The organism is Haladaptatus pallidirubidus (assembly GCF_020700235.1).
In the GTDB taxonomy this organism is placed as follows: Archaea; Halobacteriota; Halobacteria; order Halobacteriales; family Haladaptataceae; genus Haladaptatus; species Haladaptatus pallidirubidus.
Genome location: NZ_CP085305.1, coordinates 242240 through 256474, shown reverse-complemented (window position 1 = coordinate 256474; position 14235 = coordinate 242240). Strand labels below are relative to the sequence as shown.

General features: G+C 55.4%; 15 protein-coding genes and 1 pseudogene. 12 read left to right on the top strand and 4 right to left on the bottom strand.

Annotated features, from left to right (window positions below):
- Positions 1–176: 176 nt before the first annotated feature.
- A complete protein-coding gene (locus LIX15_RS28100) occupies positions 177–1613 on the bottom strand; it encodes an MATE family efflux transporter (protein WP_227778107.1) in 1437 nt (478 codons plus the stop codon).
- A gap of 910 nt (positions 1614–2523) precedes the next feature.
- Here LIX15_RS28100 and LIX15_RS28095 point away from each other — a divergent pair.
- The 3 genes and pseudogenes from LIX15_RS28095 to LIX15_RS33495 all read left to right on the top strand — a co-directional run.
- Complete coding sequence (locus LIX15_RS28095) at positions 2524–2802, top strand: hypothetical protein (RefSeq protein WP_390185149.1); 279 nt, start codon at positions 2524–2526, stop codon at positions 2800–2802.
- Positions 2803–3629: 827 nt separating this feature from the next.
- Positions 3630–3791 (top strand): family 20 glycosylhydrolase, encoded by a 162-nt coding sequence (locus LIX15_RS33500; RefSeq protein ID WP_368410721.1) that lies wholly within the window; start codon positions 3630–3632, stop codon positions 3789–3791.
- A gap of 44 nt (positions 3792–3835) precedes the next feature.
- Positions 3836–4063, top strand: a pseudogene (locus LIX15_RS33495) (family 20 glycosylhydrolase); the annotation flags it as partial.
- A 56-nt stretch (positions 4064–4119) separates the two neighbouring features.
- On the opposite strand, the gene LIX15_RS28080 reads toward LIX15_RS33495, so the two are convergent.
- Together LIX15_RS28080 and LIX15_RS28075 are read right to left on the bottom strand one after the other, a co-directional pair.
- A complete protein-coding gene (locus LIX15_RS28080; protein ID WP_227778518.1) occupies positions 4120–4509 on the bottom strand; it encodes a DUF7344 domain-containing protein in 390 nt (129 codons plus the stop codon).
- A 79-nt stretch (positions 4510–4588) separates the two neighbouring features.
- Entirely contained in the window at positions 4589–5263 is a 675-nt protein-coding gene (locus LIX15_RS28075) for a helix-turn-helix domain-containing protein (RefSeq protein WP_227778517.1), read from the bottom strand.
- A gap of 474 nt (positions 5264–5737) precedes the next feature.
- Here LIX15_RS28075 and LIX15_RS33880 point away from each other — a divergent pair, with 474 nt between their 5' ends.
- From LIX15_RS33880 to LIX15_RS28035, 8 genes are all read left to right on the top strand, one after another.
- Positions 5738–5908 carry a hypothetical protein gene (locus tag LIX15_RS33880; protein ID WP_438267238.1) on the top strand — a complete coding sequence of 57 codons (171 nt, stop codon included), beginning with the start codon at positions 5738–5740 and terminating at the stop codon, positions 5906–5908.
- Between the two features lie 288 nt (positions 5909–6196).
- The gene (locus LIX15_RS28065) at positions 6197–6820 is read left to right on the top strand and encodes an HAD family hydrolase (protein ID WP_227778516.1); all 624 of its coding nucleotides are present in this window, start codon (positions 6197–6199) and stop codon (positions 6818–6820) included.
- Positions 6817–7719, top strand: coding sequence for an adenosylcobinamide-phosphate synthase CbiB (gene cbiB / locus LIX15_RS28060; RefSeq protein ID WP_227778515.1), 903 nt, complete (start codon positions 6817–6819; stop codon positions 7717–7719). The genes LIX15_RS28065 and cbiB overlap by 4 nt, the downstream gene beginning before the upstream one ends.
- The gene (gene cobS, locus LIX15_RS28055) at positions 7710–8450 is read left to right on the top strand and encodes an adenosylcobinamide-GDP ribazoletransferase (RefSeq protein WP_227778514.1); all 741 of its coding nucleotides are present in this window, start codon (positions 7710–7712) and stop codon (positions 8448–8450) included. The genes cbiB and cobS overlap by 10 nt, the downstream gene beginning before the upstream one ends.
- Complete coding sequence (locus tag LIX15_RS28050; protein ID WP_227778530.1) at positions 8450–8995, top strand: NTP transferase domain-containing protein; 546 nt, start codon at positions 8450–8452, stop codon at positions 8993–8995. The genes cobS and LIX15_RS28050 overlap by 1 nt, the downstream gene beginning before the upstream one ends.
- Positions 8992–9993 carry a nicotinate mononucleotide-dependent phosphoribosyltransferase CobT gene (gene cobT / locus LIX15_RS28045; protein WP_227778513.1) on the top strand — a complete coding sequence of 334 codons (1002 nt, stop codon included), beginning with the start codon at positions 8992–8994 and terminating at the stop codon, positions 9991–9993. The genes LIX15_RS28050 and cobT overlap by 4 nt, the downstream gene beginning before the upstream one ends.
- Positions 9983–10993: a threonine-phosphate decarboxylase gene (locus tag LIX15_RS28040; protein WP_227778512.1), complete on the top strand. Its 1011-nt coding sequence runs from the start codon at positions 9983–9985 to the stop codon at positions 10991–10993. The genes cobT and LIX15_RS28040 overlap by 11 nt, the downstream gene beginning before the upstream one ends.
- Positions 10986–11693, top strand: coding sequence for an adenosylcobinamide amidohydrolase (locus LIX15_RS28035; protein WP_227778511.1), 708 nt, complete (start codon positions 10986–10988; stop codon positions 11691–11693). Before LIX15_RS28040 ends, LIX15_RS28035 begins: the two co-directional genes overlap by 8 nt.
- A gap of 27 nt (positions 11694–11720) precedes the next feature.
- Here the strand turns inward: LIX15_RS28035 and LIX15_RS28030 are convergent, their stop codons facing one another.
- The gene (locus LIX15_RS28030) at positions 11721–12776 is read right to left on the bottom strand and encodes a PGF-CTERM-anchored ABC transporter substrate-binding protein (RefSeq protein ID WP_227778510.1); all 1056 of its coding nucleotides are present in this window, start codon (positions 12774–12776) and stop codon (positions 11721–11723) included.
- A 159-nt stretch (positions 12777–12935) separates the two neighbouring features.
- On the opposite strand from LIX15_RS28030, the gene LIX15_RS28025 reads away from it, so the two are divergent.
- Positions 12936–14234 carry a cobyrinic acid a,c-diamide synthase gene (locus tag LIX15_RS28025; RefSeq protein WP_227778509.1) on the top strand — a complete coding sequence of 433 codons (1299 nt, stop codon included), beginning with the start codon at positions 12936–12938 and terminating at the stop codon, positions 14232–14234.
- Position 14235: the final 1 nt, after the last annotated feature.

The following is a 14235-nucleotide window of genomic DNA, read 5'->3' as shown; positions in this document are numbered from 1 at the left end:
TTTTTGTCCCGGGAAGCGGTCGTGGGACGAAACGGTCTCGTTGAACTTGATGGTAAGATCAAGGCCGGATGACGGGCGTGTCTCCATCAGTATGCATTTTCGCCTTATCCTCGCGATAGTCTTCGAGTTCATCGACTTGCTGTTTTAGCTCGCTGCTGCGGCGGTCTACTGGTACGCTAGTCGTTTGCTGTGGTTGGTCTATATGAACGACTGATCCGTTTCCAATGGCCCCCATCGAAGCGATAGTACGTTACGATCGCTGGAATGCCGGTTTCGACGATCAATGTGAGAGACAGTGCAATGAGCCCAACAGAAGTTGTTGCACCGAGGTATGCGACGGGTAACGCGAAGAGATACAGTCCTAATGTCTGTCCATAGAATGGCCATCGTGTGTCGCCACCCGCACGGAGTGGACCTGTTGCGCTTCCGATCACACCATAAAAAACGACGCTCACACATGTCGCGTAGATTAAATTCTTCACTATTGGGAGGACAGCTGGATCATTGACGAATACTTGACTGATAGGGTGCGAGAAGAGAGCAACAACGATTGCAATAAGGACGTACACAGACACTGTAAATCGGAATACGTCTCTCGCGTAACCTTCGGCTTTCTGTTCGGCACCCGTCCCAAGTGCTTGCCCGACAAGGCTGCTCGAAGCAAGGCTCAATCCCCAACCAGGTGTATCCATAAGTGCTCGAATCCGAAGCGCGATGACGAATGCAGCAACTACGTTTGGTCCGAAGAGGCCAACAATGGCGATTAAAGGGAGCTGACCTCCGGTTCGGGCGAGGTTCGTAAGAACGAGCGGTGTTCCAATATCTGTAATTTGCTGCATGAGTGCCTGATCGACGTGCGTGTCATCGAGAGTAATCGTCACAGGGAACGCTCCGATCAGGGGGAGCGTTCCCACTGTGAATCCCCACGCAAAGAAAATCGTCACGAGGGCTGTGCTGACAACCGTTCCGATCGCTGCGCCAAGAACTCCGAAGCCAAGACCAAAGATAAGAACGGCATTGATGCTAATGTTCAACACTGCGCCACCAGCACGGAGGAGCATCGGAATCCGTGCGTTATCAGCACCGACTAGCGTTCGGCTTCCGATCAGGTTCGCTGCTGCGAAGGGTATCCCAAGCGCAACAACTCGGAGATAGGTCGCTCCATATTCGATTGCAAGGCTATCGGAGCCAACGAGTGAAATCAGGGTGTGAGGGAGGAACCAAAGAAGGAGCGCTAGCGGTATCGTTATAGCCACCGCTAAAAACGTGCTCGTTTTGACGATGCGGTTGAGTTCGTCGTATCGGTTCGCACTAAACCGCTGTGAGATAAGCCCGATTGTTCCGTCTGCGATCCCGCCACCAAACGAAAATGCGAGCCCCCAGAACGGGGATGCAAAGCCGATACCTGCAATTGCCGCGGGACCCACCGCCACCCCGACCATTGCAATATCCGCTGCTGATTTCGACATCCGGGCAACGCCGGTAATAATTCGGGGCCATGCAAGTCTGGTGGCGTGGTAGACCCGATGCTCATCGATCAGGTTCAGCGCAACCAATAGATGGCCAACCTGAAGGAGAACACCTCTCACGGGGTTGTATGATTTGAGTTCCACAGAATCTACTGCGACATATGGTAGTTGCGTATAAATTCCTTGTGGAGCATTGAGAAAAAATATAATAAATGTCCATGATTGACGTAGACTACCAACTATCACCCGCTTCCTGAAAGTTTTCTATAAAGCGATTAGGCATGCGTAAATCGATGATTAACGGAATTTCTATCGAACTCCATGGTATGTCGGAACACGAAAGGTGAGGTGCAGTCGTCGGACTACCCACAGAAATCCACGACAAACTCTGATTTACGAACTGCCCGCAGAATATCCTCATCGATAGTTTTCTCCATATATTGGCCAGAAATATCGCGTTTTCTCTCGTCTATCCCAGTCGTCATCTTTTCATTGTCTTAATTTTGCATACTCCGTCGTATCCCTGCAGAGGTGGCCGCCCAAGAGCGTCGGCCTACCGCATTGCACCCAGTGATCGAACGGTGTCCGACATAATCCACGCCGTTTCGTTATCCGGTTCTTCAATACAAATTGCAAAAAACGATTCGCGGCCCTCATCGACGGTAATTCGGTACCCACTGCTAGCTAATTCTCGACCTTCGTCAAAAGACGGTTCAAAGGTAGTCACACCCGGTTTCAGAGGCAGACATAAATAACACTCCTGGTTTGAAACAGGCGTTATTTGAGAATCTCCGTTTAGGGAATGACTTTATGTCTATCACCAGTAGCTGGAAATAGATACGATACCATTGAAACAATGAGCAGGCACGAAATGCTCCAACTTATGTTTCTGTAAAACATCTGTCCTCGACTTCACGAATCACTCGAGTCGATTTTTAGCTCACGCGATGCGCCTTCGGCTCCTTATCTATTTACCCCTCTCAAATCATTCAAATGAACGACGAATGCAATTGCCACCACAGTTAACCAACTACCGATAGTCACTGCATTCGGAATGATGGGTGAAAGTCAAGAAAAAATGATGGGACGGCCAGAACAAAAAGCAGCAGGTGAATCCGCACAGGATCCAATTGTACTCGCAGCTATTGCGTCCGTTGGCTTGTCCTGGTACCAGTTCTTCATCCGAGGCAACAGGACACAGGGGATATTCATCGGATTGTGGCCTCCAACGCTCCTCGCGTTTGCAAGCTACTTCAACCAAAAACGGATGGAAAAACGAATGAATCCGACCAACATGATGGATTCTGTCCGGAAAAAACTCCGCAGTAAATAACCCGCTAACTTTTTGCCGAAAGCGCAAACCAGCGTGGTTGCAGACCCAAGATGCGCTCGAAGTAGACAAAATTACCTTCTCAGTGCGACCGTGCGTGAGAACTGGGTGTATGGAACTACCATCCTACTTTACGTTGGTTTTTCTGATCTAATAATTGGTAAGTAGTGTATCAAGAGTCGGAGAACATTTCTTTCGAAACGATTGAGTGGGACATTTCGACCGCGCGAAACGGTAGACAGGGATTATGAACTCGGTCGCGTAATTAATCATTGATAATGTATCTCAAAATATTATATAAAATATAATATATTAAATAAATAATAACACTGCGAAGAATTGGCGTAACTTACTACGGGTGATGGTAACCGTAGGGGGTCATTTCCAGCGGCGTTTCCGGAGGCGACGTTACATTATCTAACAAACAGAACGCATGAAGAACGAAGATTTGAGTCGGTTGGAAATGCAGTTCCTGCCCCAGTCAATGCCAAATCAACGGAGAGTGAACATTCGATAACGTTAGATACGGTAACCCGCATCAACTCGGAGGAGACAATGGAGGTCGCAGAGTTTCTTGCTGGCATTCTACACCCATCAACGGGTTACCGGTTACCAATCGTCGATACCACAAGCGAAGCACCGACGGACAGTATTTCTAATGTTTTCAGGTGCTTCCAAATTAGTCGGAGATGAGGGGAGTCGGTTGAATGTCAACAACTGCAGCACGACACGTCCAAACGCTCCGAGTCGTCTCTTTGCCGGTGTTCAGACGTTACGCCAACTACTGCCAACGTCAATTGAAAGTGACGGAGGAGTCTGAGTCCTAGGCAATCCCCGGCAGATATATCCTCGACTATCCGCGTTTTTCATACTGTGGAGTACATCTATCTGTTGCACATCATTTCTTTTCTGTTAATAAAATCAAACAGTATCTCGACTATCTTGCGCAGTACATGGTGGACTTCCTTCATCTTGACCTAACCGACGATTAGGGTTTGCGAATCGAAATCAAGATTTAGCCAAAACTAACCGAGTAAGTGAATCGTCCGTGAAAGGGCCGGAAATGGCGCTCTGGTTGGAAACGCTATACGATATCGTGTTTATGCTATTCCCGAGGCTATCAGCTGTTGCTGAACTCGGCTGGTCACCGAAATTGCGGACGTCATGGCCGGATTTCAAACGGCGGTTAGCTGCCAAGGGACACCATTGGGACGTGATTAATATTAGCTACTACCAATCGCTACGGGTACCTTGGTCGAACTGAACGGAACTGTCCTATTGGTACTGTTTAACCAATTTATGGGATGTATTCCACAGATACTATTTTGCTGACGCGAGCAAATCGGTTAACATCACTTCGGCGGTCGGTGAAACCGTCGGGGTGACCGTCTGTGCGTTCGCGTCGTATTTGATGAGGTTGCAATCGGCGAGTTTTGGGAGGTGAACATGCTGTAGGCGGATTCGGAGTCGTTGCTTACTATTCCCCACCGCTGACGATGCTGCTGTTGATGATCGATTCGTTTGGGCGTGCTCGACGAGCCGCGTCGTGAGCTCATCAACCGAAACGGTTCCGCCCGTATCCGTCAGCATTGCAAGAAGGCGATGCCGCTGCGAATCTGCTAGCACGTCCACCAACGTCGCAAACGAAACGTCATCGTTAGGTGGTTCTCCCCAGGTTAGTTGCTCTCTTTCGTCGGATGGCACTTTCATTACTTACTGTTAGCGGATACCATCCCTTGTGACTGTTCTTGCCTCATCAAGCCTTTTTAAGTGAGGGCGGAGGACGAAGCTATTGAGACTGTCCATGGAGGTTGTCCGAGAGACCTACCGCTTGTTCAACGATCGCTTTCGTTCCACGACGGAGACGATCTGACAGTGCTTGTGAGCTAATATCGAATTCCGCAGCAAGTTCGTCGAGCGCGACGGTACGCGGTGAGTCAAAATAACCACGTGAAAGCGCTAATTCAAGCGCTTCCCGCTGTTTCTGTGAGAGGAAGACGTTGTTGAGGTCGGCACCCATGTCACGAACCGTGTAGACGGTGCCAAGATCGAATGAGATCTCGCTTTCTTGGCTAAGGGCGTGAAATTCCGAGAGGTGCTCGTGTGAGGGAAAGAGCAGTCGAAATTGCCAACTTTCATTTCCGTGACCTCTCGCATCCAGGATTGTAGCGTTCGTCTCAACGAGAGCTTCAAAAAAGGAGTCAGGGGGAAGTGACCATTCGATTGCGTATAGTGTCCGGTCGGCGGTTCGGTCAATTCGTTGGAGATCAATCACATCTTCGTTGTCATGGACGCGCTGTTCAAAGGTATCTACATCTTCTCCACGCACCCAAAATAGTGGTAACACATTTTCACCGACCGGAACGAGCTTCTCGAATTCGACAGAGAGGTTGGGATCGGCGGTAAGGAGTTCGCCAAGTTGGAACTCCTGTGGACGCATGGTGAGCTCAGCAATGACTGCCATACTAAACTAGAAGTTCGGGAACGGTATTGACTTGATGGGAAAGACGGTTTTTCATTGCAACACCTCTAATATATTATTATAAATCTGAAAATAAATTAAATTAACATTACTCTTGAAAAGAGGAGCCTTAGGTGTTTACCGACGCTAACGTTCGACCAGCGGGCGAATCTACTCGTCACCTCGCAGTACTACAAATTGTTCTCCACGATACCTCTGGCCGGTAGTCGGCTTCGATACCCGATTCCAAGACCTCCCTGGTTATTTGACCAATAGGTTAAATAGACGGGAGGGCAAACGTTTAACCGGATGGTTGAACAACCGCCGGACGACCTGGACCTCGACTCGATCTCCAAGGTCCTAGCGCATCCGACTCGGCGAACACTTATCGAATAGGTGGCCGCCGAACCAAAGTGCGTCAGTGAGTTAGCCGAGTCCCACGACGTCTCTCTGGCCGCAATCTCCTAGCACCTCCGTGTGCTGGAGGAAGCGGGTCTAATCGAGGTCAAGCAAGACGGACGCGTTCGCCGCTGCCATTTGGATGCTGCCCCACTGAGCGCGGCGTTCGGCTGGTTGACCCGGTACCGCGTCCTCTGGGAAGATCGATTGGATACACTGGTTAACCATCTGGAGAACGAAGACCAATGACAGCAGACGAACCCGCGCCTGAAACGAGTGAGATGACGCTGACCGCTAACCCAGGCGAACAAGTCTCTAAGCAACTGAGACTACATCGAGAACCTGCACGGTTCCGTAATTTTTGATTCCACTGTGGCTGGTATGTTGTTTTCTAGCATACAGAATAAAGTCGATGAGCGATAGCGGCGAGCGAACTAATACAACAAACGGCCATTTCTTTGACGATTCTAATTGGAGGAACTAGTAGAGCCAGGAATTCCTCCTCTTTCAAATAGATGGGCTACATATCGACCGGTTGTGGCAGTTTCGTTTGACCTCTTCGGGACGCTCGTCGAAGTCACACCTCCAGACGACCCCGCACAAGCCGTTGGGACTGCACTCACCGAACGAGATATTTCCGTCCCTTCGGATTGGGAGCGCATCTATACAACCCCCTACATCGATACTCCTCCCGGCGCGGAACTCTCACTTGACAAACACGTGGATGCGGCACTGGAAGATCGTGGCATAAGCACCTCAAATTCAGTTATTCGAGCGGCACTCCTCGACGCGTTCAAAGCTCCTGTTTGCACACGAACTGACGCCCAAACTGCTGTTGCCGTCGCTAACGATTACGGATCAGTTGGAATTCTCTCGAACTGCAGCGTTCCTGGACTTGTACGATATGCCCTTTCTCAGTCCGAGCTTAACCTGGACGTTTTCGATGCGGTCGTCAGTAGTGTTGAATGCGGATGGCGGAAGCCAGATGAACGCGCATTTCGCGAAATTACCGGTCGTCTCGGCGTTCCGCCCTCCGAACTCATCCACGTCGGTGACGATCCAGAAACGGACGGCGGAGCAACCGAAGTGGGAGCCAGCGTAATCCTCCTCGATAACGTTTCGCTGAGCGACATTCCGCGGGAAATGGAGCGGACTCAATGACTCTCTACGGTCTTCTTGCGGTCGCGATCGCGTTCTTGTTAGATTGGCTCTTCATGGAGCCGCCGACGCGAGTGCATCCAGTGGTTTGGTTCGGTAAAGCGACTGCCGCGGCCGACCGCGGGTGGTCGGCCCCTCGTGAGACCGGCGTGCTAATCGCGTTGGGACTGCCTGCGATAGCTGCCGTCGCCGTCGGTGTCCTCGGTCAGTTAGCTCTCGCTGTTCACCCCCTTATCGCTAGCATTCTCGCGGGCGTCGTTCTCTTTACTACGACGAGTATGCGGATGCTCCTCGAAACCGCGACCGAGGTGACCGAACTGACCGAGACGAATATCGAGACTGCCAGAGTGGAGATTCGAGCGCTTGCAGGGCGCGATGCGTCTTCACTCTCGCCGGGAGAGGTTCGAAGCGCGGTTGCCGAAAGCCTGTCCGAGAATTTGGCTGACGGTCTCGTTGCATCTCTATTTGCCTTCGCCCTCTGTGCGCCCGTATCGCTTCCGTTGGCCGCTGCCGCAGCGACGTGGGTTAAGGCGGTCAACACGCTCGACTCGATGTTGGGTTATCGGTCGAAACCTGTCGGCTGGGCGAGCGCACGGCTCGACGATATCGTGATGTGGATCCCGTCCCGACTCAGCGCCGTCTTAATCGCGGTCGGTAGTGGTGGAGTTACAGTCCTTTCAGAAGCCCGTACGTGGGCTCACGAGCCGCCATCCCCAAATTCCGGCTGGCCGATGGCGACCCTCTCCGCGGTGCTCGACGTCCGGTTCGAAAAGCCGGGAGTTTACGCGCTCAATTCTCGCGCGTCGCTTCCGGTGGCCGCCGACGTGGGAGAAGGCGTGCAGATAGTCCGACGAGCGAGCCTCCTCGCTTACATCTCGACGGGGGTAATCGCATGGTTCTGACGGCGGTTCGTGGCGCGCTCGGGTTTTTGAGTCGTCTACCGATCGGTCACGATGAAGCTGCGTGGGACGCGTTTCGGCATACCTCGGCAGCATTCCCTCTGGCAGGATATGTTATCGGTGCATTCCTCGCCGTTCCACTCCTGTTTCCACTTCCCGCGTCCATCGGTGCTGCATTGTTCCTCGTGACCGTGTATGGAGTTACGGGAATTAATCACATCGACGGACTGGCTGACCTCGGCGACGCTGCAGTGGTACACGGTGCGGAGAAACGTCGTGCCGTGATGAAAGATACGGACGTTGGCGTTGGAGCCCTTCTCGCCGTTTCTCTCCTTATTGCTGGACTTGCGCTCGCTGCAGTCGAGTTGGTCGCGCTTCCGCTCGGAACTATCGTCGCCATCGTCATCACCGCGGAGGTGAGCGCGAAACTCGGAATGGCGGGATTGGCAGCGTTCGGATCGCCCGCACACGAAGGATTGGGCTCACAACTCATCGAACAGACTCCCCGAGGATTTATCATTGCGGTTATCGTCTCGATTCCGGCGGTAGCTCTCTTATGGCCTCCGCTGGTCGGTATCGTAACGATGAGTGCCGGTCTACTCACAACCGCTACAGTTGGTCAGTGGTCACGGTCGTGGCTCGGTGGCGTCAGCGGGGACGTGTTCGGAGCTGCCAACGAACTTTCCCGGTTGGTCGCACTTCACGTGGGGGTGGTCACGTGGACGCTCTTTTGATGTGCGGCGGCAAAGGAACGCGGCTCGACGCACCCGTCGAGAAGCCGTTGTTCGAAATCGGCGGCGTGCCGATGGTGGACCGTGTCGTCACCGCCGTGGCTGAGAGTCGAATTGAAGCCGTTCATGCTGTCGTCTCTCCGCACACTCCGAAGACGCGGTGTCATCTCGACTCCTGTTCAATACCCGTTATCGATGCACCCGGAGACGGCTACGTAGAAGATCTATCGTACGCGCTCAAGCGCGTCAAACCGCCGATTCTCACCGTGGTTTCAGACCTCCCGCTCCTGGACGGAGAATGTCTCGATCGTCTCCTTTTCGCACACGACCGCGGTTCTCTCACGGTCTGTGTGCCCGCCGCCCTCAAGCGGCAGTTGGGAGTAGGCGCCGATATCACGTTCGAGCACGGCGGGCAAGAGCTTGCTCCGACCGGACTCAACATCGTCGGCAAGGGCGACGCCGAAACCACTCACGTTACTTATGATGCCCGTCTCGCAGTCAACGTGAATCGACAGACCGACGCACCCGTAGCGGAGGCAATCCTATGAGGTTCATCCTCGCCTCGGGAACGACACGAACCGCCGAAATCGACGGTATCAGCGCCGCTGGTGCGGCCCCGAATCTGATGGCACACACGCCAAGTGCGGACATCGAAATCGTCGAATACGGACGACCGGTTCAGGTACCGATCGTTCCGGTGAGTCCGAGCGGCTGTCCGACGCCCGCCGTCATCACACGGGCCGTTCGGGAACGACTCGGCTTCGAGCTGACCGTCATCGATGCCGGGTTGATACGACCGACAAGTACACCGACCGTTTCGATTGGCGCACAACAAGGTGCAGATATTCGGAAGACGAAGCCGGTTCCTGACGCGCGGGAGATATTCGAAGCGGCGCGGCAGTTCGGCGAGGCACTTCCCGACACATCGATAATGATCGGCGAGACGATTCCAGGCGGGACGACGACCGCACTGGGTGTTCTCAGGGCGTTGGGGGAGAACATCGGCGTTTCGTCGTCGCTCCCGGAAAATCCGCTCTCGCTCAAACGACGGGTCGTCGAAGAGGCGTTGGCGGCGAGCGCTCTCGATAACGGTGGGGCTGCCGGTGACCCGATTCTCGCAGTAGCTAGCATGGGTGACCCCGTCCTCGCAACGGTGGCCGGATTCACCGTCGGTGCCCTCGAATCCGGAACTGACGTGACCCTCGCTGGCGGGACGCAGATGCTCGCGGCGGCGGCGCTCGTTCGCCACGCTGGAATCGGTGTACCGCTCGGACTGGCGACGACGTCGTTCGTCGCCGACGACGAGACGGTCGCGCTTAACCGAGCGTGTGGTGCCCTCGAACTCGAACTCGAAACCACCGACCCGAAATTTGACGAGAGCGACCACGTCTCGATGCTGCGGTACATCGAAGGGGAAGGAAAAGAGGGCGTCGGAATGGGTGGCGCGCTCGCCCTCGCTCGGAGAGCGGGCATCGATATGGATTCGATTCGGGACAACATTATGGAGGTGTACGATCGACTCGACGGTGACGCCGATGAACACTGACGCCATCGACGACGTCGAACGAGTTCCCCACGGGAGTTCCAATGACCTGGACGTGCTCGATTTCAGCGCCAATATCAACCCGCGAACCCCTTCCGGCGTGGAGGACGCGTATCGTGACGCGCTGGATTTGGCAGGAACGTACCCGCCGGACGACTACCCAGCGTATCGTGATGCGGCGGCGAACTACGTCGGCTGTGCACCCGAGGAAGTGATTCCGACGCCGGGTGGTCTCGCCGCGATTCGTCTGACCATCGAAACGACGGTTTCGACGGGTGACTCGGTGCTCGTTCCGTTCCCTAGCTTCGGCGAGTACCACCGTGAGGTGCGCCTCCAAGGAGCGACCCCGGCACTCGTTCCCCACGACCGCATTCTCGAAACGGATCCGACCGACCATGCGCTCGTTATCGTCTGCAATCCAAACAACCCAACCGGTGATGTCTACGATTCCGACGAACTCCGTCGCTATGCGGAACGATGTCGGAACGCTGGAACACCGTTGCTCGTCGACGAGGCGTTTCTCGGCTTCTCCGAGCAGGAGTCGATAGCAGGGCAGGCGGGCGTCATCGTCGCTCGTTCTCTGACGAAGTTGTTCGGCCTGCCGGGGTTGCGCGCCGGATTCGCGGTCGCAACGGGTTCTGTGCGGAACCGACTCGAAATCGCCCGTCGCGCGTGGACGCTCGGCACCCCCGCTGCCGCCGTCGGGACGTACAGCATGGGATGTACCGAGTTCATCGCCGAGACCCGCGATCGAATCCGCAACGAACGCAGCAGAATGCGGGCTCGACTCGCCGATACGTTCGATGTTCATCCATCGGATGCTCCGTTCCTGTTACTGACCGTGAGCGATCGTGACCCCCGTGCAATCGTTCGTGCGGCTCGTAAGCGCGATGTCGCCATCCGCGATGCGACGACGTTCCGCGGTCTCGATTCGCACGTTCGGGTGGCGGTGCGTCTTCCGAACGAAAACGACCGACTGCTGGACATTCTCGAGGATGTTTGATTCGGCAGTTCGAGAAGGCGTGCTCCAACTCGCCCGCCCCGATACCAAGTGGCTTAGTAGTGGTTGGAACGGCGGATTCTCCGACGCGAATGCCGCCTACAACATCTCGGTTCCGAAGGGGTTCCAGCGGACGGATCTAGACGCCTATATCGACGAGCGGCGGACGAGCGCGCGGTTCGACCGTCCCGGACCGGCGCTCCTCACTGGCGTCGACCTTCGCCACGCTCGGGGTGCTAGACGTGGGTCGGTCGAAGCGATCGTCACCGCCGGTGTCTCGAATCCCGCGGCGCTTCCTATCGACCCAAGCAACGAGACGGAGTCGATCGCTGACGCTTCGGACGAAGGGCCGGCGTATGGGACTGTGAACGTCATCGTGGGTACGACGCACGCTCTCGACGATGGAAGTCTCGCGACGCTTCTGTCGGTGGCCGTCGAAGCGAAGACCGCGACGCTGCTCGCCGAGACCGGCTTTCCCGGGACGACGACGGATGCGACAATCGCGGCGTGTGATCCGAACGGGAACGAAGCAACCTTCGCCGGGAGTGGGACGCCAATCGGTGCGGCGGCGAGAGCGTGCGTTCGCGACGCCGTCCAAGCGAGCCTGCGCTCACGCTACGCGACACGACCGGTTCCCTCGTCGGTCGAGGATGCAAAATATGGTGTCACCACCGAGGTTCGAACCGAGACGTTCCACCCCTAAGAATTGTTTATCGGGACTGGTCGCCGCTCACCGCCACCGGCGAATACAAAGCAGCGCACCGACCATCCCAACGACAGCGCTGGTTACACTGAATCCCGCTTGCCCCTCAGATTTCGTCGTCTCCTCGTTCTCGACGGGGGATATTGTCGTTTTCGTGGTGGTTTCGGCCGTGGTTGCGTTTGCCGCCGCATACGCGTCCGGATGGAAGCGTTTAGTGAGGTTCGTAATCGCGTACACCACTCGCGGCGCGGGTTGATTCATGTACTCGATAGGAACCACGATGGTCTGATTTTCCCGCACGGCGGTAAGGTTTCGGTAGCCGGCTTCCTCCGGAACGGCCGGGTCTTGTTCATTGAGGATGATCCAGTCGGGATCCTGCTTTACGACGACTTCTTTGCTGATCTGTTTGTAGCCGGAGACGCCCACCTTGGTAGCGACGTTGTTTCCACCGGCGGTTCGGATGATCTCGTTGATAAACGTCCCCTCGCCAGACGTGTATCCGTAGAAAAGGTAGAGTACGTCAGGCCGTTGCTCTCCTTCGACCGCCTGTCGGACGGTACCGATGCGGTCTTTCATCCATGAAACGGTTTTCTCGGCCCCGTCACATTCACCAACGAGGGTTCCAGTAACGGTCGTGTCACGGTAAACGTCTTCTATCGAAGTTGAGCTTCGATAGGCGTAGACCGTCACTCCGGCATCACGGAGCTTTTTCACGGTCTCCCTTGGGACGGTGCTCGGTGCGAGAACGAGATCCGGTTCGAGCGAAACCACCTTTTCGATGTTGACGAACGACTGGCCGGTTCCGGACACGTTCGCTTTTTTATCCGCTTCCTCCAGGTAGTTTGCGTACTGGGTTACGCCGACGACTTTGTCTTTTGCGCCGATCTCCCACATGATCTGTGCGGCGCTCGGTGAGAGCGTGACGACTCGTTGTGGTTGTTCGTCGAGTGATACTTCCGTGCCGGTAGCGTCTGCCTTGGTCACTGGAAACGAACAGCTCGGTTGCTGTGTCGCCGTCGCCGCGGGAGGGACGGCCATCGTAGCTACGAGTAGAAGAATCGCCAGCAGTATTCTCTTTCGCATGTGACCGCTCTTCGAACGTATCCAATAAATATTTACCTAATGCAAATTCACTTTCACACCGTCGAACTCGCTGCCAGCTCGTCCGAAGACATTGAACAGACCCGGAACGAGTGAGAATGCATTGTTCGAATCTACAGCATCCCACACCATACCGTGACAATGAACGGATTCATCATCGCCGGGACGGCATCGGGCGTCGGTAAAACTGTCGCCACACTTGCGGTTATTCGCGCCCTCGAAGCGGTGGGTCAGACGGTTCAACCCGCAAAAGCGGGCCCGGATTTCATTGACCCGAGTCATCACGCCGCTACCGCGGGACAACCCTCGCGCACGCTCGACACGTGGCTTCAAGGAGAGGATGGAATGCGACGAAATTACTATCGCGGAACAGGCGACGTTTGCGTCGTCGAAGGCGTAATGGGTCTTTACGACGGGGAGCAATCAAGTACCGCACGAGTCGCCGATGTCCTCGATCTTCCGGTCGTGCTCGTCGTCGATGCGAGTGCCGGAATGGAGAGCGTCGCCGCGACTGCGCTCGGCTTTCGAGAATACGCACTACAGATTGGAGGCGACATCGACGTTGCCGGTATCCTCGCCCAACGCGCCCACGGCGGGCGGCACGAACGAGGCGTTCGCGAGGCACTTCCCGACGAGTTGGAGTATTTCGGTCGAATTCCACCGATATCCGGCCTCAAAATTCCCGACCGTCACCTTGGACTGCAGATGGGAGAAGAAAATTCCGTGGAGAGAGACGCACTCGATAAAGCCGCCGAACACGTTCGGACGAATCGTTTGTTAGATATCGCTCGCGAGCCGTCCCGTCCGTCGTTGCATCGACCGAACCCCGCTCGAAACCGTCGTGTTGCAGTCGCTCGGGATAAGGCATTCCGGTTCATCTATCCGGCCGTGCTGGAACGACTTCGAGCCCGGTCTGAGGTCGTGACGTTCGCGCCGACAGCGGGTGATGAACTTCCCGATTGCGACGGTGTCTACCTCCCCGGCGGCTATCCAGAGCTTCATGCAGAACAGCTTGCCGACGCTCCATCGCTTTCGACTCTGTCGGAACGAGCGAGCGACGGACTGCCGATTTTCGGTGAATGTGGGGGGCTGATGGCGTTGGCTGAATCACTCATCACTACAAGCGAACAAACGTATTCGATGGCGGGAGTGCTCCCTGCCGACGTTCGGATGCACGAGCGGTATCAGGCACTCGACCACGTCGAACTCCGTGGCTGCTCGACGACGCTCGGTGCTAATCGAGGACGGACGATTCGAGGGCACGAATTTCACTATTCGAGTGCGGATGTCGCGTCCGATGCCTCCTTCGCCTTCGACGTGGTACGAGGAACCGGCATCGACGGGGAGCACGATGGATTGACCGAGTTCGAGACGGTCGGTACATACTGTCACGTTCACGCCGCGAGCGGCGCGTTCGACGCCTTCATCGATTCACTATAAT